Origin of the sequence: Thalassotalea sp. G20_0, assembly GCF_017744175.1 — a bacterium.
GTDB lineage: Bacteria > Pseudomonadota > Gammaproteobacteria > Pseudomonadales > Endozoicomonadaceae > Endozoicomonas.
On sequence record NZ_JAGHQV010000020.1, the window covers coordinates 65,604 to 89,936 of the forward strand.

Annotated in this window: 28 protein-coding genes and 2 pseudogenes; 6 read left to right on the forward strand and 24 right to left on the reverse strand. The window is 49.8% G+C overall.

The window, feature by feature from the left end:
- Positions 1-13: 13 nt before the first annotated feature.
- Positions 14-247: a cell division protein ZapB gene (locus tag J7438_RS13405; protein ID WP_101745279.1), complete on the reverse strand. Its 234-nt coding sequence runs from the start codon at positions 245-247 to the stop codon at positions 14-16.
- Between the two features lie 321 nt (positions 248-568).
- Here J7438_RS13405 and J7438_RS13410 point away from each other — a divergent pair, with 321 nt between their 5' ends.
- The 3 genes from J7438_RS13410 (at position 569) to metW (ending at position 2,763) form a co-directional block, all read left to right on the forward strand.
- Complete coding sequence (locus J7438_RS13410) at positions 569-793, forward strand: hypothetical protein (RefSeq protein WP_101745280.1); 225 nt, start codon at positions 569-571, stop codon at positions 791-793.
- Between the two features lie 219 nt (positions 794-1,012).
- Entirely contained in the window at positions 1,013-2,158 is a 1,146-nt protein-coding gene (gene metX, locus J7438_RS13415; RefSeq protein WP_209276940.1) for a homoserine O-succinyltransferase MetX, read from the forward strand.
- Positions 2,155-2,763 (forward strand): methionine biosynthesis protein MetW, encoded by a 609-nt coding sequence (gene metW, locus J7438_RS13420; protein WP_209276941.1) that lies wholly within the window; start codon positions 2,155-2,157, stop codon positions 2,761-2,763. The genes metX and metW overlap by 4 nt, the downstream gene beginning before the upstream one ends.
- 1,286 nt (positions 2,764-4,049) lie before the next feature.
- Here the strand turns inward: metW and J7438_RS13425 are convergent.
- The 15 genes and pseudogenes from J7438_RS13425 to J7438_RS13485 form a co-directional block, all read right to left on the reverse strand.
- On the reverse strand, positions 4,050-4,598 hold the full coding sequence (locus J7438_RS13425; RefSeq protein ID WP_209276942.1) for a hypothetical protein: 549 nt from the start codon (positions 4,596-4,598) through the stop codon (positions 4,050-4,052).
- 48 nt (positions 4,599-4,646) lie between these two features.
- Entirely contained in the window at positions 4,647-4,871 is a 225-nt protein-coding gene (locus J7438_RS13430) for a hypothetical protein (protein WP_209276943.1), read from the reverse strand.
- Positions 4,864-5,076, reverse strand: a complete 213-nt coding sequence (locus tag J7438_RS13435) for a hypothetical protein (protein WP_209276944.1) — start codon at positions 5,074-5,076, stop codon at positions 4,864-4,866. The genes J7438_RS13430 and J7438_RS13435 overlap by 8 nt, the downstream gene beginning before the upstream one ends.
- 38 nt (positions 5,077-5,114) lie before the next feature.
- Positions 5,115-5,366, reverse strand: a complete 252-nt coding sequence (locus J7438_RS13440; RefSeq protein WP_209276945.1) for a hypothetical protein — start codon at positions 5,364-5,366, stop codon at positions 5,115-5,117.
- Positions 5,363-6,190, reverse strand: a complete 828-nt coding sequence (locus J7438_RS13445) for a hypothetical protein (protein ID WP_209276946.1) — start codon at positions 6,188-6,190, stop codon at positions 5,363-5,365. The genes J7438_RS13440 and J7438_RS13445 overlap by 4 nt, the downstream gene beginning before the upstream one ends.
- Entirely contained in the window at positions 6,187-6,417 is a 231-nt protein-coding gene (locus tag J7438_RS13450) for a hypothetical protein (RefSeq protein WP_209276947.1), read from the reverse strand. The genes J7438_RS13445 and J7438_RS13450 overlap by 4 nt, the downstream gene beginning before the upstream one ends.
- Positions 6,408-6,638, reverse strand: a complete 231-nt coding sequence (locus tag J7438_RS13455) for a hypothetical protein (protein WP_209276948.1) — start codon at positions 6,636-6,638, stop codon at positions 6,408-6,410. Before J7438_RS13455 ends, J7438_RS13450 begins: the two co-directional genes overlap by 10 nt.
- Positions 6,639-6,647: 9 nt before the next feature.
- Positions 6,648-6,944, reverse strand: a complete 297-nt coding sequence (locus J7438_RS27720; RefSeq protein WP_286196570.1) for a hypothetical protein — start codon at positions 6,942-6,944, stop codon at positions 6,648-6,650.
- Positions 6,944-7,117, reverse strand: a complete 174-nt coding sequence (locus J7438_RS27725) for a hypothetical protein (RefSeq protein WP_286196571.1) — start codon at positions 7,115-7,117, stop codon at positions 6,944-6,946. The genes J7438_RS27720 and J7438_RS27725 overlap by 1 nt, the downstream gene beginning before the upstream one ends.
- Positions 7,118-7,145: 28 nt before the next feature.
- Positions 7,146-7,412 (reverse strand): annotated as a pseudogene (locus J7438_RS28310) (ash family protein); the annotation flags it as partial.
- 57 nt (positions 7,413-7,469) lie between these two features.
- Entirely contained in the window at positions 7,470-7,772 is a 303-nt protein-coding gene (locus tag J7438_RS13465) for a hypothetical protein (protein WP_209276950.1), read from the reverse strand.
- A gap of 191 nt (positions 7,773-7,963) precedes the next feature.
- Positions 7,964-8,359 (reverse strand): hypothetical protein, encoded by a 396-nt coding sequence (locus J7438_RS13470; protein WP_209276951.1) that lies wholly within the window; start codon positions 8,357-8,359, stop codon positions 7,964-7,966.
- An 81-nt stretch (positions 8,360-8,440) separates the two neighbouring features.
- Complete coding sequence (locus J7438_RS13475) at positions 8,441-8,647, reverse strand: helix-turn-helix transcriptional regulator (protein WP_209276952.1); 207 nt, start codon at positions 8,645-8,647, stop codon at positions 8,441-8,443.
- A gap of 85 nt (positions 8,648-8,732) precedes the next feature.
- Positions 8,733-9,449, reverse strand: a complete 717-nt coding sequence (locus J7438_RS13480) for a hypothetical protein (protein WP_209276953.1) — start codon at positions 9,447-9,449, stop codon at positions 8,733-8,735.
- Between the two features lie 114 nt (positions 9,450-9,563).
- Entirely contained in the window at positions 9,564-10,949 is a 1,386-nt protein-coding gene (locus tag J7438_RS13485) for a tyrosine-type recombinase/integrase (RefSeq protein WP_209276954.1), read from the reverse strand.
- A gap of 418 nt (positions 10,950-11,367) precedes the next feature.
- Here J7438_RS13485 and J7438_RS13490 point away from each other — a divergent pair, with 418 nt between their 5' ends.
- The 3 genes from J7438_RS13490 (at position 11,368) to hemW (ending at position 13,727) form a co-directional block, all read left to right on the forward strand.
- Positions 11,368-11,850, forward strand: coding sequence for a DUF4426 domain-containing protein (locus J7438_RS13490; RefSeq protein WP_209276955.1), 483 nt, complete (start codon positions 11,368-11,370; stop codon positions 11,848-11,850).
- A 79-nt stretch (positions 11,851-11,929) separates the two neighbouring features.
- Positions 11,930-12,553 carry an RdgB/HAM1 family non-canonical purine NTP pyrophosphatase gene (gene rdgB, locus J7438_RS13495; RefSeq protein ID WP_209276974.1) on the forward strand — a complete coding sequence of 208 codons (624 nt, stop codon included), beginning with the start codon at positions 11,930-11,932 and terminating at the stop codon, positions 12,551-12,553.
- A gap of 22 nt (positions 12,554-12,575) precedes the next feature.
- Entirely contained in the window at positions 12,576-13,727 is a 1,152-nt protein-coding gene (gene hemW / locus J7438_RS13500; RefSeq protein ID WP_209276956.1) for a radical SAM family heme chaperone HemW, read from the forward strand.
- Positions 13,728-13,754: 27 nt separating this feature from the next.
- Here hemW and J7438_RS13505 read toward each other — a convergent pair whose 3' ends face one another.
- The 8 genes and pseudogenes from J7438_RS13505 to J7438_RS13535 form a co-directional block, all read right to left on the reverse strand.
- Positions 13,755-14,390, reverse strand: coding sequence for a hypothetical protein (locus J7438_RS13505; RefSeq protein ID WP_209276957.1), 636 nt, complete (start codon positions 14,388-14,390; stop codon positions 13,755-13,757).
- Between the two features lie 793 nt (positions 14,391-15,183).
- The gene (trmB, locus tag J7438_RS13510; RefSeq protein WP_209276958.1) at positions 15,184-15,915 is read right to left on the reverse strand and encodes a tRNA (guanosine(46)-N7)-methyltransferase TrmB; all 732 of its coding nucleotides are present in this window, start codon (positions 15,913-15,915) and stop codon (positions 15,184-15,186) included.
- Between the two features lie 350 nt (positions 15,916-16,265).
- Positions 16,266-20,078: a DUF4116 domain-containing protein gene (locus J7438_RS13515; protein WP_209276959.1), complete on the reverse strand. Its 3,813-nt coding sequence runs from the start codon at positions 20,076-20,078 to the stop codon at positions 16,266-16,268.
- Between the two features lie 283 nt (positions 20,079-20,361).
- Positions 20,362-20,766 carry a hypothetical protein gene (locus J7438_RS27730; protein WP_286196573.1) on the reverse strand — a complete coding sequence of 135 codons (405 nt, stop codon included), beginning with the start codon at positions 20,764-20,766 and terminating at the stop codon, positions 20,362-20,364.
- A 117-nt stretch (positions 20,767-20,883) separates the two neighbouring features.
- Positions 20,884-21,036: pseudogene (locus tag J7438_RS28315) on the reverse strand (RING finger domain-containing protein); the annotation flags it as partial.
- A 313-nt stretch (positions 21,037-21,349) separates the two neighbouring features.
- Positions 21,350-21,727 carry a DUF423 domain-containing protein gene (locus J7438_RS13525; RefSeq protein WP_209276961.1) on the reverse strand — a complete coding sequence of 126 codons (378 nt, stop codon included), beginning with the start codon at positions 21,725-21,727 and terminating at the stop codon, positions 21,350-21,352.
- The gene (locus J7438_RS13530) at positions 21,724-22,962 is read right to left on the reverse strand and encodes a heme biosynthesis HemY N-terminal domain-containing protein (RefSeq protein ID WP_209276962.1); all 1,239 of its coding nucleotides are present in this window, start codon (positions 22,960-22,962) and stop codon (positions 21,724-21,726) included. Before J7438_RS13530 ends, J7438_RS13525 begins: the two co-directional genes overlap by 4 nt.
- Positions 22,959-24,275 (reverse strand): uroporphyrinogen-III C-methyltransferase, encoded by a 1,317-nt coding sequence (locus tag J7438_RS13535; protein ID WP_209276963.1) that lies wholly within the window; start codon positions 24,273-24,275, stop codon positions 22,959-22,961. The genes J7438_RS13530 and J7438_RS13535 overlap by 4 nt, the downstream gene beginning before the upstream one ends.
- Positions 24,276-24,333: the final 58 nt, after the last annotated feature.

The following is a 24,333-nucleotide window of genomic DNA, read 5'->3' on the forward strand; positions in this document are numbered from 1 at the left end:
ATGCCCCATAATTTTACGCGACAGCTTCCTGCTCGCTGGCTTCTTCCTCTGTTACGATATCCAGCTTACCCAAAAGAGCGCTCACACGGTCACCCCATGCGCTGAGTTCCTGCTTTAGCTGGATATTTTCTTCTTCAAGGCGGGTATTAGCAGACCTGAGGTCTTCTACTTCCATTCTTGACAGTTCCAGTTTGTCAATCAGGTTCTGGAGTCTTGATTCAAGCTGGCCTAGGGATTCAATAGACATAACGACATTTGCACCGAGAGGTCTGTGAAAAGTATTTAATAGTTTGCACTATTGCGGAAAGTTACGATAGCACGTTTTTATCGGTTTTGATCACAAGAGTTTACCGCTATTAAGAATACTTCAGTAAAGCCTGACTATACTAGGTTTAATTCAAGATAATCGTTGAATTTATCGGTAGTTGAATTTATCGGTATCCGTACCATGCATTTTAAAGCAGAGCAATCTGTTGCCTTGTGGGCCCATTCCGAATGAAGCTTCATTGCAGGATAGTCCTTCATAGGAAGACAAGTACCCAGAAGCCTGTCGCTTCGGGAGTTCCAAATGAGCAAGACTTCTCAGCCCTGTGCCAGAATTATTTCAGCCTTGAATGTTGAAGATGAGGCGATTCGGGCTTTCTATATTTCCCTGATCAACAACCAAAGTGTTGATGAATACATCAATGAACGACACCTGCACTTTTGCTCACGACAGGTTGAAGGTTACTTTTTGAGCCATGTCCTGGCGTTGACCGAACTGGCTTTGGAATTGCCTGTCGTCAGGACCTGATGGCCCGGAGTTTGCCAGGCAATGGTCAGACATCAAGCCCGGATAAGCTGACAAAAAAAAATGAAGACGATAAACTGCCTGCAATTTCTGCTGCTCTCGTCGTGTGAGAGCGCTCTTTAATGAATGAATAATAAGCCTGAAGCGCCATAGTGAACAACCTTAAGTAAAGTTAAGCGGATTGGGAATTTGCTATGGCCAGGAAAGGGATACAGGAAGTTTATGCCTGAGTTGATTCCTGCCGATTCGGTTGGTCTCGTAGTGCCCATTGCGATACCGTTTGATCAGCCCCTGTCGTTGAACTGTGGCGAACAGCTGGAAAAGTTTCAGCTAATGGTTGAAACCTATGGTGAGCTGAATCAGTCCCGCTCCAATGGGGTACTGATCTGTCACGCCCTCAGTGGTCACCATCATGCGGCAGGCTATCACAGCATGGCAGATCGCAAGCCCGGCTGGTGGGATAACTTTATAGGCCCGGGAAAGCCAATCGATACCCGCCGGTTCTTTGTTGTCGCTCTCAATAACCTTGGGGGGTGCCACGGCAGTACGGGCCCAACCAGTATTAACCCCAAAACCGGCAAACCTTATGGGCCAGACTTTCCGGTGGTCACTGTCGCAGACTGGGTTAACAGCCAGGTCATGCTGGCTGACTATCTGGGTATTTCCCAATGGGCTGCGGTGATCGGTGGGAGCCTGGGCGGGATGCAGGCACTGCAATGGAGCATTGCCTATCCCGAAAGACTTCGCCATGCCGTTATCATTGCTTCTGCGGCCAGACTGTCGGCCCAGAATATTGCCTTTAATGAAGTAGCCCGGCAGGCCATCATGTCCGATGATCAGTTTGCCGGTGGTCGTTACCTGGAAGCGAACAACATTCCCCGCAAGGGGTTGGGGCTTGCCCGCATGGTGGGGCATATCACTTATCTGTCTGATGATGCCATGGGGGCCAAGTTTGGTCGTGAGCTGAAAAATGACGGCTTCAGTTACGATTACAATGTTGAGTTCCAGATAGAAAGTTATCTTCGTTATCAGGGTGAGAGTTTTTCCGGCAGCTTTGATGCCAACACCTATCTGTTAATGACCCGGGCACTGGATTACTTTGATCCGGCCAGTGACTATGACAACAGCCTGCCAGATGCGCTCAGCAGGGCAACCGCCAGATTTTTCCTTGCTTCATTCTCAACCGACTGGCGTTTCTCGCCCGAGCGTTCAAGAGAGATGGTCGATGCACTGATGAAGGTGGATAAGGATGTGACGTATCTTGAAGTGGATGCTCCCCAGGGGCACGATGCTTTTCTGATGGATATTCCCCGCTACGTGCGAGGTTTGTCGGCCTATTTGCATCGGGTAGCGGAGGAGTGCTCATGAGCCGGGGGGATTTTGAGATTATCAGGAACTGGGTTGCCCCGGGCAGCCGGATTCTCGACCTGGCCTGTGGTGATGGACAGCTGTTGCACGAGCTTCAACGAGAGAAGCAGGTCAGTGGCTATGGTCTGGAAATTAATGCCCAGGATATTGAAGCCTGCATTGAGCGGGGGGTAAACGTTATTGAACAGAACCTGGATCGCGGGCTGGGTAACTTCAGGGATGGTAGCTTCGATACCGTGATTATGACCCAGGCACTTCAGGTGATGCACTTCCCACACCTTGTGCTGGAGGAGATGCTCAGGGTTGGACGGGAATGCATTGTCACTTTTCCTAACTTCGGCCACTGGCGCTGCCGCCTCTATCTTGCCGCCTATGGTCGCATGCCGGTCTTGAAGTTTATGCCTTATACCTGGTATGACACCCCCAATATTCACTTTTGTACCTTCAGGGACTTTGAGGCACTGTGCCGGGAGAAAAATTACCGGGTGTTGAACCGAATGGTGGTGGATCAATCGTATAAAAGCGGCCTGGCGGGGCGTGTCTGGCCAAATCTGATGGGTGAAGTGGCTATTTATCACTTGGAAAAAGATTTAAGTGCTTCTTGATTTGCCAGATATAGCAGTGCTTTCAAGATAAGCACTCACTCACCGCCTCGCTGTAAATTCTTATTTGCGCCCACTTTTGCGCCCTCTTTCTGTCGGGCTGGTAGCGAATTAAACGGGCATCTATCCGGCTGTTACCTTTCAACCAACCACTTAAAATTCTCGCGTCTTGCTCGTGGCTCCGGTTTCCATCATTCGCCCGGTGCCTTGGAGGTGGGCCAGAATCCTGACCGTCAACAACGATGTTGACCGTAAAATCTTCACCTGCTTTCAGGTTGTGTCTATTCCTCCTTTCGCTTTAGCCATGGGCCAGAATCCTGACCGATCCATAATCATGGTCTATGCTTTTCCCAGGGTGCGGGCTCTAACAGGCTGCACGATGAATGCACCCTTGCTCCCTTGTTGCTCTGGTGGCAAGGGGCCCTATCAAGATTCCCCACAGATTTTCCTGTGTTGCCTTTCATCGCCTATAGGTAAAGCACAGAAATTCCTGTGATCCCACATCAGTGTGGGAATTAAAAAACAGGCAGGGTAGCTACCCCCTAAAACCCTCCTTAAATCAAATTCGTACTTTTAGGGGGTTTTGGGGGTGTACTACCCTGCGTGTTTTCTGCTTACTCTTCCTCGTCAGAAATACATGCCGGGTTGATGTGATAGGTCACGACTGGTCGGCCTTGCCCTTTCTTCACTTCCTCCCTGTAGAGATAGCCGTGAAGCTCCAGCCAGTTCAATGTCAACATATGTCAACAGGTAGGCTCTCCATCCACTAGCATGAAGCCTTAGCATTACTTAACCTTTTCCCTTGGCTGACTGCTTTTGGCTTCTATTCTACAGACTGAACTTTTCTAAACCGGCCGTATGGTTTCAGGGTGCTTCTGCTGGTGGCTTGCCGGTGCGCAATAGTGCGAACTGCGCACCTTGCTTATTGTTTCGTGTGAAGCTTGTCGAAAGGGGTGAACGAAATGATCACCCCTTCAAGTCTTTTGGTTCCTGCGTATCCTGCGTAGCTTGCAGGTAGAGAAACACTGTGTCCGATCTGGAGTTTTCTGGAGTGGTGTGAATTGAGATACCTACAAAACGGAAGCTATCTATCCGTTATGGATTGATTGCCCTGGCTTCAATCTGCCTCAATCCGGGTAGATTGGCCTTGCTGAAAGATGTGCGGTTTTCTCGTCGATCCGGTTTGTTGAGGTGCCTCTGATTTTGGAGGGACTGTTACGCCTTTGCTGGTGGGCAGATACAAAAAACCGGACTTATCGCCCGGTTAAGCATCCTGCTTGCTCGGTGGGTTAAGGTACTGCCAGCGAATCAGAATCGTCCTCAAGGCTGTTTAACAGGGCTTCAAGGTCGTCCTCATAAGTGCCGCCTTGCTGGTCATCCAGCCCGAAAGCCTGCCTTTCCAGCTTGATCGCTTTCGCCAGTACGTCAATGCCTGCGTTCAGGCTGCGCGTAAATGCGACGTGGTTATCATCAGTTAGCGTTACCGTCATCAGGTAGCCACTGATCCGTGTCGAAAGCTCCCGGTATTCAGCAACATTCGCCCGGTGTGACATAACAAGCTGTGTTGCCTCGTCACTGGCTCTCTCGATAATTTCCTGCTCTGTTGTGCGCGCTTCTGAATGCGTGCCTGTGGTGCGTGCATCTGCGGTCAGAAGCTTGTTGCTGGTGGCCTGCTTAACTTTACTGGTCAGGTCTCGCTGCCAGTCGTTGCGCCTTGCCCGGCTTCTGACCGATGACTCTTTGGTGTTGTGCCTGGTGGCAATCATGCGGATAGACAGAACGCCTGCCCTGTAATCTTCCTCGATGGCCTCCCAGTCTGGTTTTGCTCTGTTGCTCATTGCTGCCATTCTCCCGGCGTGGTTAGCCTCAAGCCTATTGTATCCTGTTCAAGCCCGTTCAGTTAAACGGCTCAAGTGCTCACTGTCTTCGGTACACTCAATGGTAAGCCTTCTCAGGTTCTCCATAAGCTCGTCTAACTCGATTGCCCTTACAAGGTCTTCTCTTGTGCCTGTTATTCTATGCGCTCTGAGGTAGTACCCTGCGGCAAACTCAAGCCGCTTTCTCAGTCCCTCAATCTCAATCACTGCTACGTCGAGTACCTGGTTATCCATTATGTTCTACGCTCTGATGATGGTCGTCTTGGTTTATGCCCAACACTTCATAGACTTCTTCAATTCCCCTGATCGCGTTTGCCCTGGCTAACCGGGTATCACCATCAACAAGGTTTATAATGATGTTGTTCATTCTGGTGGCTGCGTACAGTAGCGTTATCTTGTAGCGGGAGATTTCTTTGTCTTTGTCGTCTTTGCTGGTCATTGGTGATTCACTCCAAGTTGATAAAGGGCTGGTGCCTGCTAAAACATCCAGCCTATCTGCCCATCGGCTTCTAATTGTGTGTTGCTGGTGGCTTTGCCTCCCGGTATTACTCTCCATTGCTTCCGGGCTTCCTTGGCTCTGGTGTCTGCTTCCTGTTGGAGCAAGGCCCAGTAGTAAAGAATCTCGTCCTCTGTCAGCTCTTCAATGTTGAAGCGGCCACGTTCCGGCGTTCGCCCTTGGCAAGTAATCAGATCAAAGTTCCCCCGTCCTTCTTTCTGATCTGGAATCATTGGCTTATCCCCTGTGCTTTCCTGTGTTGCTCGGTTATGCGCTTGAGTTCTTCCTTTGATATTTCCTGCTTGGCTGTGCCTGCCTTCGCCTTTATCGACTGCTCAAGCTTGTTGATGTTTTCAGCTTGACCACTTTCGACCGCGCGCATACTTAAAGCCTCTGAATCAGTCTTTTCAAGACTGCTTAAAGATATGCCTATGGCAGATTCTAAGAAGTTCCCCGTTTGCCGTACCAGTGAACCGTCTAAAATTGCCGTTTTCGCCCCGTTTGCCGTACCACAAATTGAGTTTTCAGCATCGGATTTCGATTTATCGCCCCGTTTGCCGTACCAGTCGTGCCCCGTTTGCCGTACTTGTGAATTTTCGGAATCCCTTTTTCTGCGCTTGGTACTGGTGGCTTTTACATACTTGGCTTTTTCGGTTCGCCAGTTGCCCGGTGGCGCGACTGTTGAAGGTATGTCCAGCTTGCCCCCACATTCATCAATGGCAAAAAAGGTAAAGCCATACAGGTTGGGTAAGTCCTTTCTTAACCTGGCTCCCTGCCTTGTAAGAATGATGAACTCAAAATAGAGGAGTTCATCAACTGCGCTCTGTAGGGTTTCCTTGCTTGGAATGTACTCCTTGACCATTGAATGAGTGGCGCATAGATCACCATTGTTCAAGCCTGTTTTTCCCCAACGTAGCTGACCAAGTAGCGCGTTAAACAGCTTGTGTCCTGTGTTGCTCAGACGTTTAAAGTTGGGGTGTTGTAATACATCAGTAGGGATAGCAATGAACGAACCTTTCTCTCTGCGCCCCTTTGTTTTGGCTCTGCTTCTGCTCATTGCGCGGCCTCCTCCCGAACCTCAAAGCAATCTAAGACAGCCTCGGCTTTTGCCCTAGCTGCACTGGGGCTGGCTGCCGGTTTCATGGCAAGCTTCATACCGTCTGAGTCGATGACAGCAATAAAGCCCGCCGGTCTGGTATCAATCTCTATCCAGTGGAAACAACCTGCTGATTCAAAGCTGGCCAATCCATGGGGGTTGGTGTTGAATTTCCAATTCAGTCGCATTGCTCGCCCTCCGGATCCACCAGCTCAAGACACATCTTTCTTAAGGCTCGCTCGGTCTTGTTGTACCGGCTAATGTCCCACAGCTTTTGATTTTGAAACTCGGCAATACCCTGTAGTCTTGGGTCGTTCGTGTAGGACTCGGCCTCTGCTCTGGCAATGCCTACCAGAACAAGAGCCTCTGTCAGCGCTTCTAGCCGCTTCTTTCGTTGCTTGCTGTCCATTGCTTGCCCTCACTCCGTCCAGTCGTTCAGGTAGTCCAGTCCACCAGCATCGGGAATCAATGGCTCAAGCGTTTTGCTGACCTGCCACAATGCTTTATCAATCGCACGACAGGCCGCTAATGTTTGCTGCTCCTGCTGGCTTAATGGTTTGCTGGTGGCTTCAATGCGTTGGGTTACTTGCCGGTGTGCCTTCCTGATCTGCGCGATTGCTGCCAGTGGATCGGATACAGCCAGGCTTTTTAGTTCTTCAGAGTAAACAGGCTGTGTGCTTGCTGGTGCGGGCTTAGCGGTCTGTAATGCGTTCATTACTGAGCCCTCCTTGCTGGTGTCCAGGTGCAGACAACAGCGTTCAGGCTGGCAGCAATGGCGCTTACGGCTTTGAATGTGGGGGCGGTAATGGCCTTGTACTGCTGTACTCGACAATCGCTTAGACGGGCGGTATTGCTTTTTAAAATGGCAATGCGACAGGTGATAGCCATAGGGTAAGCTCCTTGTATTGGAGCCACCAAGCGAAAGACCAATTTCGGGATTGGTGGCTGAGTTGTCAGGATTGGTCTTACCGGCATACAAGGAAACCGGCGCATTCGAAAATGCTCCCAACAACCCAGCCATAAAGCGGGGGTGTTGCTGTGAACGCACACAAAAAAACCGCTGTTGGCGGTTGTGCGCCTTGTATGTTTTCCGGAGACCAATCCGGGCTACAGATTTTGCTGTAACGGTTGAAGCATAGTTCCAACTTCCCCCGCTTGGCAAGTGTTTTGATAAGAGTGTCATTGTTGATTGCCCGGTGACAGGTGTTGTTTATGGTGGCTTCCTTGCCGGTGCTGGTGGTCAGATACCGTCTAACGCCTTACAACCAAGAGCGTGTATCTTCTTCAGTACATTGCTCTTTCTGGCTTTGAGTTTGTGCCATTCTTGCGCCAGTGGTTCTGTGGCCTCACATCTTGGGCAATGCTCTATCTTCAGATCCCGGCAAGTCTGCCGGTTGTCTACTGTGATCTGCTCGCATTCGCTACGCGGTGGAAACTCGGCTTTCAGTTCTGATAACTCGGTCTGAATTTCTGCGTACTCCTGACAAAGGTGAAGGGCTTTTTTTTCCGGTGTCACTTGGACAACCATTGATACTGTTTTCATGGTCTTAAATATCCTGGGTACTGTTGTGTTTTGCGTGTGCTGGTTTGTGTGTTTTGGTGGATAGCCCCGGTTCGCTGGCAATCTCCTTAGTGTGACAAGTCACGTTTTGAATTTATTGCAGGTAGTCCCGGTTGCTGGTAATAAATCCGTTTTGGATAGACTGGGGATAGCTCCCCTCAGTGTTGAGGCTGCTAACCGGCCTTTGGTGCTGGCTCTGCCTCTGGAAACTGATCCACCAGCATTTGAGCAAGGTCCGGGGCGATTGGCTCCAGGTGTTTTCTGTGTCGCCAGTGGTTCAACAAGATCAGTGCGGCTTTTGCTGACTGCCGATCCCTCAGCCAATAGCGCTTGTAGTTGGACTTCTTGCCTGACTCGTTAATGTACGGGTCCGGGCATCGCGCTAACGTAATTCCGTGTTTATTGAGGTTGGATACATAGGTGTTCAGGCAGCTTGTCCAAAACATGCCGGGCATGTGTTGAAACTTATAACCTTGAAAGGGGCTGGCTATCTCAATCTGCCTTAAGCCTTTTGCGCCTGCTTCCAGCAATGCGTAAACAAAGTTGGCTATGCTCTGTTGGTCGTTCATAATGACGGGGTTCCCTTTTGGTGATTGTCCGGGCTTTCAGTGGCGACTGATTGCCCTTTGCTTTCCTCCTTGATCGTTTTATTAAGCTGCTGCCATTTCTCGCTTTGCTTCCCACTGCTCAAGCTCTGACTCAAGCCAGCGTACACAGCGTTTTCCAAGCTGTCGGCCTTTTGGAAACTTAAGTTCTTCGTCGTTGATCCAGCTATACAGAGTTGTATTGCCGATTGCGTAGCGGCTCATTACCTGGGCGCGTGAAAGGTATTTGGCGGGGGTGGTGCTGTGGGGCATAACTGATACCTATATAGTCCTGTTGAGGTGGTCAGGTATCAGTATTTCTTTATTGGTACTATGTGTCAGATGTCGATATGGGGATTTAAATATCTGCTGTTATTATTTCTTTAAGGTACTCGGTTAGCCGATCTAAGTTTGAATCGCATTTAGTATAAAATTCAATCACATCGTCGGTTATTTCTTTGCGTAGTTTGATGTAAGTGGCTTTATACGTTTGCTCTTTATCCTGCTGCCCTAAGTATTCGGACAGTCGCCAGCATGCATCTTCAATAGTTGAGCCTTTTTGCCTAACTGACCAAGCGATGATGACGGCAATAATTCTATCTCTTTGCTCCCTGCCTGCTCGCTCTTTCATCTTTTGGGGTGTCGGCCTTCCCCCGCCCGATCTTGGAAGCTTTAAGTTGAATGCTTCGTCAGGACTGGCCCCGTTAAGCAATCTCTTTAAGCATCTGGCTAAATACTTAAGAGATTCACTATGGTGTGAGTAGTCATTTCCATTATCCTCACACACCAAATCGCTAACGATATTATCTAGCGCGGATTGGAGTATTTGATAACTACATTCAGCACTGCCAGATTCCGCACCCAAAAGCGTGTAGTAGCTATTGAGTCGCTGCTCAGCATGGACAGCTTCTTTAAAATTGACCTCGTATTCGCTTTCAGTATCACCCTTGTGAAGCTTTAAATAACTTCTCTCAAGTCTTTGCTGTTCTTCTGCTGACATTGGGCAAAGCTCGATAGCCTTATCTTTGTCACCAAAAATACTACGAAGCACTCTCCTGGCTTGATCTTCATTCATTCTTGACCGCCCCACACAATCCCCGGAATTAATCAGCCAGCCAAGGCAGGCGGGAACCTGCTTTTTCGGGAGCTACCCTAGACCGGCTTAACCTTTGCGGCTTATCGCCCTGTATTACTGGTTGCTGTGTCGCTGCCGGTACTCTTCCAGATCCACCAGCTTTGATTCCTTACCATCCAGAATCCTTCCAAGAAAAGCGTCGTATTGCTTTATGGCTTCGCGCTTCTCTGGCAATCGGTCTGAATGGTCGTAATGCTTGCTCTCGATGCTTCCATCTTCCCGGCTCTGTATCAGGTATCGCTGTTCCTTTGGTACTCGGCATTCAATCAGCAAGTTGGTAGCAGTCGTGCGTATGTCTTTAGGTACAAAGTATTCCGGTGCTGTCTGGCCGTTAGCCGTGGCTTCTGCTTCAAGTGCCCGGCAATAGTCTTGTATCCGGTTGGCAAGAGTGGAAACCCTTACAGGTGCTTTCCCGGTAGCAGAAAAAGGCCATTCAAAGCTGCCTGATACTTCCCGCACTTCCTCAAGTATTTCTATTGCCCTGGCTGTTAGCGGCATCACTCGCTTTTTCGGGGTTGGGTTTTTGCCTTTCCACTCAATGAAAGTAAACGTGCGCTGATTGAAGTCAAAGTCTGACCACTTACAGCGTAAAAGCTGCTCTGGCCTGTTACCGCCAACAGCCAACATAAACCGTATGAGCAAGATAAACACAGGCCCGGTATTGGGTAGCAGTGTTGGAAACTCATGCCACAATCTGCGCACTTCTTCATGCGAAAGGTAGCGTTCTCTGACTCGCTCAAAGTCTGCCTGTCTTGGTACTGCTGATACAGGGTTGTACTCAATACAGAACCGTTTGCCGTGTAGGACTTGCTCTCTTGGGTCGTTGTCTGCCTTGATGCCAAACTCAAAGGCCGTGTGAAGATGACTTCTCACCCGGTTACAGGCGGTGGTAATCCCTTTTTCAATCAGTCGTCGGATAATGCTTATAATGTCATCAACGGTAATATTTCTCGCTTTCTCGTTGGCAAGCTCTGGAAATGGCTTGAGTACATACCTTTCAAGGGATCGCTCAACCTGATCGGCGGTCTTTCTCTCTTTCCGGTGTAAGCTGGCAACATAGCCGTTACACAAGTCTGTCAGTGTTCCCTGTAAAGCTTCAATCTCCTGCCGTTGCTTTTCTTCTGCTTGCTTCCTTTCCTGCTCACGGTTGCGAGTTTCCAGGTAGGCTTTAAGATCGCCCCCACACTCCCGGCGCAATCTCGCCATATCCTGCGCTTTATCCCGGCATTCAGCCAGCTTGTAGCCGTGTCCGTCTCTGGTCTTCTTGTACTGCCCTATCTTGATCTTGCTGTCTTTGCCTGCGTGCTTGTATCGATAATAAGCTTCAATCATTCCGCTGCTGCGCTTTTCAAATAACAACGCTCCATCACCACGGCCACCCACGTTCTCACTGAGCTTGTACTTAATATTGTTTAGCTGTGCTGGTGTTAGCTTTGCCATTTGCGCCCTCCTTTGTTTTGCCTGCGCCCTCTTTCGGCAAATTTGCGCCCACTTTTGCGCCCTCTTTCTATCGGTATAAAGCAATATATTAAAGAATAGTACGGAATTATAAAGGAATAAGAAACAGTGTAACTTACTGATTTATGGTTGATAAGGGGATTATTCGGAATGGTGGCGAATTAGACTATTGGTGACTATTTATCACTTGGGAACGATCCTGAAATAACTTCACATTTCTATAGGCGCTGCCCGCCTGCCGCTACCCGAAAAGCCGAAATTGCTTGTGCTTTTGCGGGCAGCGGGTGGCGGGAAGCGGGCGGCGACCTTTTCCAAGACTGTGTAAAATGATGAAGTTATTCTGGAACAAATCAAAAAACCGGAGAATTGCATAATGGCGATGCTGCACAGTATTACGTCAATGACTCAGCGTTGGATGGCATGCCAGGCCCTGGTGGTGTTGGCCGCTGTCGGAATGGTTAATCCGGTGATGGCTGAAAGCCAGATTCCAGAAGCCCGGGTGATGAATCAGGAACCCATTGAGATGGGCAACTACCGGATTTATTTCAGTGCCTTCAACAGTACATTTGTGCCGCCCGGTATTGCAGAGCAATATAGTCTCCGTCGAGGTAGCCGGTACGGTATTGTCAACATTGCCATTCGTGATGTTTCATCCGATGAACTGGGAACCGCAGTCACCGGCAGGGTCAGTGGCCATACCATGAACCTGCTGACTCAGAAAAGCAGTCTGAAGTTTTCTGAGGTCAAAGAAGGCAGTGCGATTTACTATCTGGCCGATTTTAAGTTTTCAGATGAAGAGCTGCTAAAATTTGCCATAGATGTTAAGCCTCAGGGCAGCTCGCGAAGCGAGACACTTCGCTTTGAACAGATTTTTTACCATTAAAATGTCGTCTGTTAGTTCTGTTTGTGTTGCTGGTCAGACATTTTAATCAGGGGTCATGTGTTGAATTGTGAGAAACAGTATGAATGAGGGGATTCGCAAGGTGGTGCTTGCCAGTGGTAATCAGGGCAAGCTGGCGGAGTTTCAAAAGATGTTCGAGCCTCTGGGGATTGTGATGCAGCCCCAGAGTGAGTTTGGTATCGGTTCAACCTGGCCGGAAGCGGAAGAGACGGGCCTGACCTTTATTGAAAATGCCATTATCAAGGCCCGCTATGCTGCCGGAATATCAGGCTTTCCGGTTATTGCCGATGATTCGGGCCTTGAGGTTGATTACCTCAATGGCGAGCCGGGCATCTATTCTGCCCGTTATGCAGGACCCGATGCTTCCGCTGCTGATAATAACCAGAAGCTATTGCATCGATTACAGGGGGTTAAGTCGGCCGAGCGTACCGCACGATTTCACTGTGTGCTGGTTTACCTGCGCCATGAACATGACCCTACCCCGGTCATTGCCCATGGCCAGTGGGAAGGGTATATCATTGAAGAAGCTCTGGGAGAACACGGGTTTGGCTATGATCCCCTGTTTCTGGTGCCCGCAGAGCACTGTACGGCGGCGGAACTGCCTTCAGAGTTAAAGAATCAACTGAGCCACCGGGCCCAGGCATTGCAGCTGTTGGTTGCCCGCCTCAAGGAGAGAAAACACTGAAGTCTGCTTCAGTGCTGTTAACATGCTTAAGCTTCCTCCCCTTAGTCTTTATATTCATGTGCCATGGTGCGTGAAAAAGTGCCCTTATTGTGATTTCAACTCGCACAGGATCACCGGCGATATTCCTGAAGATGCCTACATCAAAGCGTTGCTGCATGATATCGACAACGAATTGGACAGCGTCCAGGGGCGCCCGATCCATTCCATTTTTATTGGCGGTGGCACTCCCAGCCTGCTGACGGCAAACGCTTATCAGCAGCTGTTTAACGGCCTTCAGTCGCGGGTAAGGTTCTCGGATGATATTGAGATCACCATGGAAGCCAACCCCGGTACCTATGAGCACGATCGCTTTCAGGCTTATCTGGAGGCGGGTGTGAACCGTCTTTCATTAGGTGTGCAAAGCTTTCAGGATGAGAAGCTGGCCGCCCTCGGGCGTATTCATTGTGCCGATGAAGCGCGACAGGCCATTGCCGCAATCACCAGCCATGGCTTCAGCAATATCAATATCGATCTGATGCATGGTTTACCGGGGCAATCTCCGGAGGATGCCCTTTACGATCTGAAGCAGGCCATTGACCTTAAGCCAGCGCATATCTCCTGGTATCAGCTGACCATTGAGCCCAATACGGTTTTCTATGCCAAAACACCGGTATTGCCGCCGGATGATACGCTCTGGGATATTCAGGAAGCCGGGCAGGCCATGTTGGCACCAGCGGGGTTCCAACAGTATGAGATTTCTGCCTACAGTCAGCCCGGGCGTCGCTCAAAACATAACCTGAACTACTGGCAGTTTGGTGACTATATCGGTATCGGCGCTGGTGCCCATGGAAAGTTAACCCATGCATCTACCGGGCTGATTTACCGTAACTGGAAAACCCGCATGCCGGCAGATTACCTGGCTGCCGACAGCTATATTTCCCATGCCTTTGAGGCTGGGCGACGGGAGCTGGAAGCCGATGAGCTGCCCATCGAATTTATGATGAATGTACTGCGACTGCATGAAGGCGTCGATGTACAGCTTTATGGTGAGCGAACGGGACAGACATTAAGCAGTATCCACCAGCAACTGAAACTTGCCCGGCAAAAAGCGTTGCTGGAACCTTTAGAGTCGAGGCTCAAGCCTACTCCGACCGGTCGGCTTTTTCTGAATGATTTGCTGGAATTGTTTGCCTGAAATATCCGGGCTAGTATTCAGGCATGGTCAGGTATTGCCGGTTCTGTCGGGCTCGTCTGCCGAAGACATGGAGATATTTATGGTTAAGGTGACGAGCTTTCCGCGATCCGATTTTATCTCTTTTGTCGCCTCTATAAACTTCTTAACACACTTTTGTACATCATCTCTGAATTTACCAATATCCGCAGGGGGCAGGCTGCCAATATTTTTTGTTTGGTATTGACCGGCCAACATATCCAGGCTGCCTTGACTGCTATTAAAGGCCATAGCAGCGTTCCATGTTGATGTTGCTCTCCAGGAGAGTTGTTTATACACATCCAGTAAAGCCTTGCGAAGAGATTGAAGACTTTTGCCAACGTTGATTGTCGCGCACTTAATATGTTCCTCCACTGCTAATTCTATGGTTGGTGCAATATTTTCAGGTGTGTGCAGCACCTTATGGGTTGATTGAATAGTTATTACCGGAGCGTTCGGGCAGTTCGCAGGGAGTTGCCTTTCACAGCTGAGCACAGGAGGTTGAGTCAAAGTTGTAGCAGAGGATCTCTGCCAAAAAGGCTCGAGATTTTTTTTAAATGGCTGGCCAATGGCTAAAACAAATTCTGTATGGCCAGCTCCTTCTTTTATCTTAAATTCAGTTTTTCTTGGGCAAATCCTTTGCTCCATCTCCTGCAACTTATTCTCAAAACCACCGGGCTCCGAAGGCCTGGATCGGTTTGGTAGCTCGCGGCTGCTTATCCTTGCTTTTTGGAAAATGGTTCTGGCGGGGTTTGTTTGGCCTGATGCGGCCGCACGGTTACTGGTATTGGATTCTGCCCTGCCTGATAAGGAATGACTGTCCCGTTGTGAGTTTACCGATGGTTGTCGGGGCTCATAACCGGAATGTGCAAAGATTGAAACTGACGGGGGGGGAAATAGATTGTTTACTGTGGCTACAGACGTTGCCTTGCTGCCATTATTCAAAAGATTTGGCCGGATCCGTGCCGGTTGCGATGACGGTCTGGCCGACTGTTGATCATGCATTGTCTTGCCATGGCTTTTGTAATGGTCGGAGTGAGTCTTGGTTTTTTCCGTCGTTATACTATATGCCGTAAAATCTCTCGGATTTTTCGTTGCGGACTCGTGGTGCCGGGGACTTGCTGGTAGTTGTTTATCTGCCTGAACCTTACTGCATTTTGGCGGTTGATTTGGGCGTCGCTGCCTTGGCATTTCCGTGGCAGAAAAATTCTGCATGGGTCGAAACGGGTTTGGACGAAGCGGATCTGCCATTTTATACACCCATTAAGTGAGTTAATGGGTGTATAGATGTTTATTCCATAAGATAGTTTTAGATCGAGTGGAACCTTCTCCTCAACCTGAAATTGAGAACCGCTATAATTTGTTCGCAGGGTTATATATTGTCATCGACGTTTACCTGTTAACGTTACAGGGCACTATGGGGCAGGTTCCACAGGGCCATCTACCGGATGCGCTTGAACAGCAAGTCCCAAACCCCGTGTCCTAATCGATGGCCACGCTTTTCAAACTTGGTGAGCGGACGAAAATCCGGTCTTGGCGAATAACCGTTTTCTGCGGCCATGTTCTCGAAGCCTTCTGCTGAGTTCATCACTGCCAGCATCTGTTCGGCATAATTTTCCCAGTCAGTGGCCAGGTGAATAATGCCACCAATGTCCAGCTTGGGACGAATAGACTCAATAAAAGCGGGTTGAATCAGGCGGCGTTTATGGTGGCGTTTCTTGTGCCAAGGGTCCGGGAAGTAAATCTGTACCCGTGACAGGCTCCCATCGGGTACGCACTGCTTCAGTACTTCAACCGCATCGTCGCAATAGGTTCTCAGGTTGTGGATGCCTGCCAGACGGGCTTCGTTAAGCAGGCTACCGACACCCGGGCGGTGTACTTCAATACCAATGAACTGCTTATCGCTCTCCTGTGTCGCCATGGTGACCAGGGAATGTCCCATGCCATAGCCAATTTCCAGAACCCGGGGTGCTGCATCCGTAAAGGCATTCAGGAAACCCTCTGTGCCTTGCTCCAGAGTCAGTCCCCAGTCTGGCCAGCACTCATCCCAGCCTCTTTGCTGGCCCGTGGTCATCCGGCCCGCACGGAGCACAAAGCTCTTGATTTGACGCTTGTGGAGCGTTTCCTGTTGTGGGCCATCAGCCTCATCGGCCGGTTTCACATTATCGTTCATGGACATCTGAGTTGGTAGAAAATGATCGGCGTAAGATACTGCTCAGGGCGTAAAATGCAAATTTCAGATGCGGGAATAATTTTTGGCGGCAAAAAAGGTCAATAGCAACCAGCGGCGCAACCCCAGCCAGCGAACACCACTCACACTTCCTCAACAGGCTGATAATGGTTTCTGACCGATGCAATTCCCCCCTATCAACAACCGGGTCGTCATAGCTGAAAACAATAAGCATAAGCTCAAAGGACGGTTCAGATAGACCGGGTGTTAACACACGAATCTTACTCACCTTCTTCGTGATCCTGCTGCCTGTTATGGCCATCAAGCTGGGAGGCTGTCCGAGAATAGCGGGGTCAGAGGATTACACACGAACAGCCTTGATTTGTTGGCTTTTCATTTTCAGGCTGATTGCTGCGTTGTGAACTCGCGGTTTCAGCTCCAACGTCTTTGCGCCCGGCTGCAACTTGAATATCCGGATCAGATCTCAGTCTGTCGCTGAGATATTCATAGATGGAGGGCTCTCGTGAGAGCAGTGGCAGGACAAAGTCCTTGTCATTTTTCAGGGACTTAGTAGCAAATTGCATGACCTCAGGATTTACCTCAATGATTTTTCGCAAGAGGGTTTCATTGTTTTTTACTGTCTTCCCAGCGTGACAATAAGCAAAATAGTTCTTTCTGGTAGCCTCCATAACCACGACAGGGTCATTTTTGAGATCTGTACTGGCATAACTGAGTGAATAACCATCAATTTTAATGGCAAACATTACCAGTGATTTATGATTTCTGAGACGGTCGCTGGCATATTGTAAAAACCTTGCATACTGTTTTATTGCAGACTTGGCTATGTCAATATCATCCTTAAAATCGTTGGAGATATACTTGAATATGTCCACGTTTTGTTGCACGAGGAAAAGCACCAGCTCCCTGTCGTGATCTAAATCAAAGTCCTCACGCAAAAGTCGAATAACAATTTCTGGAAAGTTTTTTTCAATGGCCATGTGAGCTAGCAGTTCCTTTATTATTCTTGCAGCATCATTCGGCTCAAGATGTTTGGTAGCAGCGCTAAAGATTTGGCGAAGTATTGCCTTTTTATTCTTACTTTTAGTTGACTCAAGAGACTTAAGAGGACGATGAACTGTTTTGGCCACTTCAAATAAGTGCCTGTATTGGTCATCCAGATAATCAAGGAACGCACAATCATAATAGCGACTTTTCAACATCAAATGGCGGCCTTCGATTGCATCCAATATCAGGCAATGTTTGAATACCCAGTTATCTATGGAGTCACTCAACCCTTTTTGGCACTTTTTAGCCAGTGTTTCAAAATACCACTTATTTGTATTTTTACCGCGATTAAATTTGTTGATTGTTATATCCATGGAGTTCAGTCCTGACAGAACGGACACCAATTTCACAAAGGTCCCCTGTAATTCTGATGGAGAATCAACCTGAGTGCACTCTATGGTCATTTTTCCTGCGTTTTGATTGAAGCTGATCGCCATTGGCCGTGATTTTCTATCAATCGATGCGCAACGCAGTGTCTGGACCAAAAACCAGAAACGTTTCAATTTACCCTGAAGGTGTATGTTTTCCGGGTGCTGGGAAAAATTATCAGAGATGTCCAGGCGGAGTGTACGGCCCTTGCCTCCCTCAGCCTGTTCCAGCATTGTTATGGTGCAGACGTGCACTCCAATTTTTGCATTAACAAAAGCGGCATCCACCATATTAAGTATGCGTAGCGTTTTTACGCCAAATTTTCTCAGTACCGAGATGCAATGGTGGTTTAATAGTCCGGAAACGCCCTGAGGAAGAATTTCAATCAGCACCATATTTTGGTCAGTTTCATCGAAAATATCTTCGTCAATAAAGGCAATTTTGTTAATTTTTCCCATTCCGGATGCTTCAGCCACCGGGGCGAGTGCCCTAACGAATCGTTGATGAAGCCAGTAAATCAGGTCGTGAACAGAATGGATAGCTTTCATTTTTTTGGGCTGGGTCAGTTTTTGCAATTTATCCCGCAAGGTCTGGCAATCCTTCAGCCATTGTCTGAAATCCCCGGACTCAGTGGTTAATTCCCGGTCGGTGGTCAGCGGCGTGACCACTTTTGAATACAGGTTATCAATGGCATTTTTCAGGCCTGTCCGTTGTTTTTTAAGCGGTGGCAGATCATTGATAAAGGATTGGACTTCAAATGGTGTTGCATCCGATTCAGACGTTTTGGCCAGACCCAAAAAGTGCTTATAACCGGATGCAAACAGTTGCAAATCCTCCTGTAGCAGCTGAATCTCCATGCCAAGCTGTTGTAACAGATCCGATCGCTTTGCTGACATGCTGACTGCCTTACTCCGCCCCGGGCCAAGGCAGCGGCTCAGTATCCGGTCAGGGTGAAAATAGTCCAGTAACCGGTTATTCTGGCGATTCAGCCAGGCAAAACCTTCGTCGACCCGGGTAAAGTTCGGTGGTTCTGCAGCACTGGTTGCGGGTGAGCTGATGGTATCCTGTCCGGAACTGGTGCTGTTGGCCTCCCAGTAGGCAGACTGGTCGCCGGTCTGCAAATAGGCTCCGGGGCTGCCGGAAAAACTGCCGGCTACCAGTGTTACCTGTTGTCCGCTGGCTTGTGTTAATGCCTCAGAATATTGAGAACCCGCCACCAGACAGGGTATACCCGCCTGACACAGGGTGATGGCAACATGATCGGTGGTTCCCCCTTGGCTGAACACACAGCCGCCCAAACGTTGTAAAATCTCCGGTGCCAGCATCCAGTCACTGGCGTGAACGGCAAACAGAATAGCACCGAACGGAATCTGTTCCGCGCTGACCGGTTCGGTGACCTCCAAAGCCACGCCACTGCGGTAACCTTCACTGACCATGATGCCTTCAGCCAGTGGCAGGGAAGGAGCGGCTGCACAGAAACGGGTACTGCCCGGCAGCTGGGTTACTGGTCGGCACTGGAACACGAAGAAATTCCCCCAGACATCCACACCGAACTCTATATCCACCGGGCAATAGAAAATATTTTCCAGCTGTACTGTGTATTCCTGCAGTTTTTGCAATATCTCGTCAGTAAGCCTGATGTCTTTTGCATCGGTGGTTGTCGTAATGCTCTGTTCAGCATACCCCTCTTCGCCGTTGATTTTTTTCAGGACAAACTGTGTGGTAACGTCTCCCGGGGTAAATTCACGATCCGGTTTACTGTTTTCGTCATCGCCGCGCCTGATCCTATAGCGATGGGGGCGGATGCCTGTATTTCCGGAGACGGCCCCCCGCGGTTGCCCCGGTGCAAATTCCACCTGGATGGTATCATCGTTGTCCTGCAACGTTGAGTGGCTGAACACGACGCCCCCCAGATGGCAACGGATGCACTGCTGCAGGACCAGCGCCATGGGTTTTACCTCCCCGCCGGGGCAGACTTCAGGCCGGTAAGCGGACGACAGGACTTGCAGGCAGGTTGTCAGGATATCGCCGCCGCCATGAACCAGGGAATCGAATCGACCGGCCTGGGCATTGCCGAAGCGGTCTTCATCCACGCCGGAACTTCGAACGATACAGGCCCCGTTGGAGGGTTGCCGGAGTGTGAGGTAGCGATCACGAATCTCCCTGGCAACACTGCTATCTTTGACTTGTTGATAAAAATCCTCACTGGCAATAAATCCGGATAACCCCTTTAGCCATTCTGATTGTTGCTGAGCGGGGAGTTCGGTAATGATCGTGCGCAATTGTTCCAGGCTGCATGATTCAAGGCCCCGCTTGTTAATACCCGGCAGAAAAGACAAAAGGCATTTTGCGGGAAAAGGCTCTTGCTCGAGCCTGGCGATGAGTTCTGTGTCAACCACAGTGAAGGGTGGAACCGGGATGTTGGCCTGTTGCATAAGGTGCAAAAACAGTCCCTTGCCGCCTATAGAGGACCGGTTTTTGCTGTCTGTGATGAGAGTAGAGATGGCAGGTGGCAAGTCATGGCTGGCAGGCCGACTATTTTTCGTATCCGACAGTTCGATACCATGGGCGGATAGTGTAGGAAAAGAGCGGTCGGTTGAGTTATCCCCGTCTATCCGCAACCGCTTACACGAATTCTCAGGAGTGACAGAACGGGTGAATGCGGACGATGCGGGACGACCCGGTAGCTGGCCAACTTTGTCCTCAATCAGGCCAAGTGCAGTTTGGGCCACAGCCGGACCTGATCTTGTTGGTTGAATACTATCTTTAGCTTTGATTTCCCGGATTACCATGATTTTTATTATCCTGATTTTGAGAAAAATTTTGGACAAGTACTTATGAAAAAAAGTTTCAACAAATGAACATCAGGATAAAAATCTAAAGTCATCTATAACTATTTCCCGCAAAAGCACAAGCGGTTCCGGCTTTTCGGATAGCGGGAGGCGGGTAGCAGCTGTAGAAATGTGGAAGTTATTTCAGGAAAGTTCCTTAATTAGTGGGTCTAAAGGAATTTTTTCACAAAACTACTGGATTCATTTCCTGTTCGTCATATACGAAAAGAGCCCCTAAAGTCCCGCCCATAACCCCGAGTCCCCCCCCGATAGTAGCCCCGAGAAAACCCACGGCAGCAGGTGCGACAACCCCGGCAGCCGCCGCGACATCAAACCCGCCAATCCCGACAGCAGCGCCGGCAGCAGCGCCGGCAGCAGCGCCGACAGCAGCCCCGACACCCCTGTCAACCTCGGCAATAGCTGCGACAGCCCCAGCAGCAGCCCCGGCAGTAATCAAGGCTGTCGGGGCAGTAATCACGACAACCCCGGCAACAGCCCCGGCACTAGCCCCGGCAACAGCCCCGGCACTAGCCCCGACAATAGCCCCGAAAAAAGCAGCCCCGGCAGCAAACGCGGGGACGTAGTCCAAAATAGCTCGGCCAATAAGTATAATCGGTTTTTCCAAAATAATGATCACACGCTCCTGCAATGGGATATTTTTTATCTCCTTTATCTCGTTATCAGTTAATTGATTATTACAGAAAAGGCATTTTCTTTGGTTAGTACTTTCCACCCATTTCCGCATGCATGATTTACCGAAAATATGTCCGCATGTTAGCTTGATGCTTTTGTCTTTTGTTGAGTCATAACATATAGAGTCATAACATATTGCACATTTAAGACCGTTAGCACTATTCACATCAAAACCGAACCATGAAATGATTTTTTTCAATAGAACATCGGATGGAGGATAGATAATATTTGGTTTTGGTTCCCTATGAATATTTAGACTTCAAGGGAAAATGGTCAGTTCATTCCCAGAGAATGGCTATGGAACTGCATATTCCGGCCAGCGTTGCCAAAGACCGTTTAAATTCGCGGCCTCACAGGTGGTCGGCCAGCAGTAAAACTGAGCACCTCACAACACCGAATTTTTATCTACAATCGATCTATTTCTGAGTTGGTAGAAAATGATCGGCGTAAGATACTGCTCAGGGCGTAAAATGCAAATTTCAGGTACGGGAATAGTCTCTGGCGGCAAAAAAGGCCAATATCAACCAGCCAAGAATGAAGGAAACACCCCCGAACGGTGTAACCATTCCCAGCCAGCGGATACCGCTTAAGCTTAATAGATAGAGGCTGCCTGAAAACAGGACAATGCCCAGAGTAAAGAGGCCAGCGCTCCACTTCAGCTTTGTTGCGTTCGGGTAATTTGCTCCCAGTAAGGCCACAAACACCAGTGCCAGGCTATGGTAGAACTGATAGTCTGCGGCGGTCTGGAAAGTCTCCATCGCCCGCTCAGAGAGAACGCCCTCCAGCGCATGAGCGCCAAAGGCGCTCAGTGCCACGGCAGTCATACCGCTGATAGCACCAACCAACAGGGTATTCATGACTTGTGCAGCCCCGGCAGATTGGTGGCACTGTCAGCCGCTAACAACAGGCCTTCCTGGAAATAGCGGGAGCTGGTTTCAAACTCATCAAGATGTGCCAGCAGATGACCCAGTTCGTTATACACATCAACACTTTTCCGGAGCCTGAGGCTGGCTTCAAGATACTCCCGGGCTTTACCCCAGAGTTCATTGCGCAGTGCCAGGCGACCAAGCGCCAGTAACAGTTCAGGGTCATTGGTCCGCTGGTTAAGCAGCGATTCCGCAAACAGCAATTGCTTTTTCAGGTCTCTGCCCGGCGTTTTGCCATAAAGGCGAATCAATGGCTCGCTGAAGCAGTGATGAAGATTTTCTCGCAGTAGCAGCTCGGTTTTTTCCCCGGCACCCAGTCGTACCAGACAGTCACAGTAGCGATAGAGGATAGCCGGATCCTTCCTCTGACTGTGGCTCAGGCCGGACCAGATATCATCCGCCGGTTTGGTTTTCTCTTCGCTGGAGACACGGTTTCGGCCGTAGTTATAAGCCTGTTCGAACAGCGCTTTGAATGCCTGTTGTTCCAGCTGGTGATATTCGTCGTCCTTAATCACTTTTTGCTTGCGCAGCCTGGGCAGCAGTTTTTCCAGTGATTGCCAGTCATTCAGACGGGTATAGACCTGCTTGAGCATTTTCAGAATATAGCCATGACGTGGATACTTCTTGTGCAGATGGGTCAATGTCGCCAGCGCCTGTTCCAGGTGGTTACTGGCCAGTTGCAGTTGTGCCTGGGTGATACCAATCGCCATTTCTGCGCCCGGTGCCTTGCTGTCCGCCTGTCTTAGCCAGTTAGCACTGGCTTCATGATTTCCTGCTTCATGGGCTGCCCTGGCGGCGGCCAGATAATTGATTAACGGTGATTCACTGTTTTTCGCCGCCTGGCCAAGGAGCCGCTCCGCCTTTCGCCAGTGCCCTTTGGTAAACTCAGCCAGACCCCGGTCAAACAGTTTTCTGGCCCTGGCTTTGCGGGCACCCGTTGACAGTGGGTAGATAACACTGAATGTGCCCAGCAATAACCGCCCCATAATCACCGCGAGCCAGACCAGGCCAAGGGAAATGACAACCAGCAGCAGCAAACCCCAGAGACTGCTTTCAAAGGTCATCTCATCGTAAGCAATCAGCACATAACCATGGTCGTTGACCATGATATTGGCCAGTAAGAAACAGGCAGAAATAATGGTCAGGAACAGTGCAAACCCTTTCATGAAAGTTGCACTCCCTGTTCCGCAGGCTGATCCGGCTCTATCAATGGCGGACTGCTTTTCCCATCATCGCCATCGGGTGATGCGGGTGTTGTCTGGTTTTCTTCCGGCTCAATGGTTGAGTCGCTCTCTGCTGGTGCAGGAGCGAGAATCGAGCTGGACTGGTGCTCTTTCAGAGCCTCCAGAGAACGATGAATAGTGGGCATGTCGGGGATTATGGAGAGCCCTTCCAGTTCAGTAAGCTCGGTAGCCAGCTGATTACTGACATCACCACCGAGCATAAAATAGCGACTCAGCCAGTCACTGGTTTGTTTGAGACTGCTCTGATAAATCGTCTGCTGTCCGGTAATCAGCGCGAGTTTACTCTGTTCGATCAGCATCAGCATCTTCTGACGGATTAACTGCTCCTGTTCCGGTGTCAGCAATACTTCAATGGGTTGCTCTCGCTGGGTATTAATACGGAACAGTCTGGTGAAACGGTACCAGGTGTCCAGCACTATGGCCTTGATGGTTTCCTGCCAGGTTCTGTCCGCTGGTGGGTTAGTTTCATCAGTGACCATTGATCCGGGGTCCGGGGCACTGGCCACATCGGCAATATGGCCATCATCCAGGATCACAAGACCGGGGATCAAATCCGCAATGGCTTGCAGTCGCAGCCAGATACCTTCCTGATCCGGCAGGGAGGTGGCTTTCAGAACCGCTATATCTTCTGCCAGGGCCTCTCTGACCGGAAAGAGAGTGTAGTCATCCAGTTGCCCCAGTATCTGCCCGGCACTGGCCATCAGTTCAAGGGCACCGGTAACATCATTGACCGTCAGCAGTCGCTGATTGGCAAGGCGCAGAAGGTATTCGACTTCGGCAATACGCCATTGGTTGCGTGTGGAACCTTCAAGTTCCCGGACTTTGCTGGACAGGGTATCAACCCGGGATAACAGTCTGTCTTCCCTCTGTTGCAGGGCTTGCAACTGTTCTTCGTGTCTTTCTATATCGGTGGCGGTGTTTTGTGCCACTGTGGTCAGCCTGGCCTGTTGTCGTGCAATCTGTGTCTGCAGCTGGTCCATGCCCTCAAGCAGAACCGGCTGGTTCTGTTCCAGTGGCATGGCCCGCCAGCCGATGTAGCCACTGAGGCCAAGGGCACAGGCGGACAGTAACAGGGCAAAGCCTGCCAGACCTTTACCTGACCCTTTGCTTTGGTGTTTTTTGGTGGCTTGCTGTTCTGAATGGGACTCTTTCGCTGAATGGATGTCGGTTTCCTGCTGAACACCTTCAGGGGTGTTGTCTGGTAAACGGTCTGTGTTCTGGTCTGTATCGCTCACGCTTGGGCCTTCCGATTGTTCGAGAGGATAGTCTCCCTTGTTTTTCTATCTCTTGTCA

What these genes read in the sequence shown, in the direction of transcription:
- J7438_RS13405 (WP_101745279.1), bottom strand. Translation starts at nt 247, where the DNA reads ATGTCTATTGAATCCCTAGGCCAGCTTGAATCAAGACTCCAGAACCTG.
- J7438_RS13410 (WP_101745280.1), top strand. Translation starts at nt 569, where the DNA reads ATGAGCAAGACTTCTCAGCCCTGTGCCAGAATTATTTCAGCCTTGAAT.
- metX (WP_209276940.1), top strand. Translation starts at nt 1,013, where the DNA reads ATGCCTGAGTTGATTCCTGCCGATTCGGTTGGTCTCGTAGTGCCCATT.
- metW (WP_209276941.1), top strand. Translation starts at nt 2,155, where the DNA reads ATGAGCCGGGGGGATTTTGAGATTATCAGGAACTGGGTTGCCCCGGGC.
- J7438_RS13425 (WP_209276942.1), bottom strand. Translation starts at nt 4,598, where the DNA reads ATGAGCAACAGAGCAAAACCAGACTGGGAGGCCATCGAGGAAGATTAC.
- J7438_RS13430 (WP_209276943.1), bottom strand. Translation starts at nt 4,871, where the DNA reads ATGGATAACCAGGTACTCGACGTAGCAGTGATTGAGATTGAGGGACTG.
- J7438_RS13435 (WP_209276944.1), bottom strand. Translation starts at nt 5,076, where the DNA reads ATGACCAGCAAAGACGACAAAGACAAAGAAATCTCCCGCTACAAGATA.
- J7438_RS13440 (WP_209276945.1), bottom strand. Translation starts at nt 5,366, where the DNA reads ATGATTCCAGATCAGAAAGAAGGACGGGGGAACTTTGATCTGATTACT.
- J7438_RS13445 (WP_209276946.1), bottom strand. Translation starts at nt 6,190, where the DNA reads ATGAGCAGAAGCAGAGCCAAAACAAAGGGGCGCAGAGAGAAAGGTTCG.
- J7438_RS13450 (WP_209276947.1), bottom strand. Translation starts at nt 6,417, where the DNA reads ATGCGACTGAATTGGAAATTCAACACCAACCCCCATGGATTGGCCAGC.
- J7438_RS13455 (WP_209276948.1), bottom strand. Translation starts at nt 6,638, where the DNA reads ATGGACAGCAAGCAACGAAAGAAGCGGCTAGAAGCGCTGACAGAGGCT.
- J7438_RS27720 (WP_286196570.1), bottom strand. Translation starts at nt 6,944, where the DNA reads ATGAACGCATTACAGACCGCTAAGCCCGCACCAGCAAGCACACAGCCT.
- J7438_RS27725 (WP_286196571.1), bottom strand. Translation starts at nt 7,117, where the DNA reads ATGGCTATCACCTGTCGCATTGCCATTTTAAAAAGCAATACCGCCCGT.
- J7438_RS13465 (WP_209276950.1), bottom strand. Translation starts at nt 7,772, where the DNA reads ATGAAAACAGTATCAATGGTTGTCCAAGTGACACCGGAAAAAAAAGCC.
- J7438_RS13470 (WP_209276951.1), bottom strand. Translation starts at nt 8,359, where the DNA reads ATGAACGACCAACAGAGCATAGCCAACTTTGTTTACGCATTGCTGGAA.
- J7438_RS13475 (WP_209276952.1), bottom strand. Translation starts at nt 8,647, where the DNA reads ATGCCCCACAGCACCACCCCCGCCAAATACCTTTCACGCGCCCAGGTA.
- J7438_RS13480 (WP_209276953.1), bottom strand. Translation starts at nt 9,449, where the DNA reads ATGAATGAAGATCAAGCCAGGAGAGTGCTTCGTAGTATTTTTGGTGAC.
- J7438_RS13485 (WP_209276954.1), bottom strand. Translation starts at nt 10,949, where the DNA reads ATGGCAAAGCTAACACCAGCACAGCTAAACAATATTAAGTACAAGCTC.
- J7438_RS13490 (WP_209276955.1), top strand. Translation starts at nt 11,368, where the DNA reads ATGACTCAGCGTTGGATGGCATGCCAGGCCCTGGTGGTGTTGGCCGCT.
- rdgB (WP_209276974.1), top strand. Translation starts at nt 11,930, where the DNA reads ATGAATGAGGGGATTCGCAAGGTGGTGCTTGCCAGTGGTAATCAGGGC.
- hemW (WP_209276956.1), top strand. Translation starts at nt 12,576, where the DNA reads ATGCTTAAGCTTCCTCCCCTTAGTCTTTATATTCATGTGCCATGGTGC.
- J7438_RS13505 (WP_209276957.1), bottom strand. Translation starts at nt 14,390, where the DNA reads ATGGAGCAAAGGATTTGCCCAAGAAAAACTGAATTTAAGATAAAAGAA.
- trmB (WP_209276958.1), bottom strand. Translation starts at nt 15,915, where the DNA reads ATGAACGATAATGTGAAACCGGCCGATGAGGCTGATGGCCCACAACAG.
- J7438_RS13525 (WP_209276961.1), bottom strand. Translation starts at nt 21,727, where the DNA reads ATGAATACCCTGTTGGTTGGTGCTATCAGCGGTATGACTGCCGTGGCA.
- J7438_RS13530 (WP_209276962.1), bottom strand. Translation starts at nt 22,962, where the DNA reads ATGAAAGGGTTTGCACTGTTCCTGACCATTATTTCTGCCTGTTTCTTA.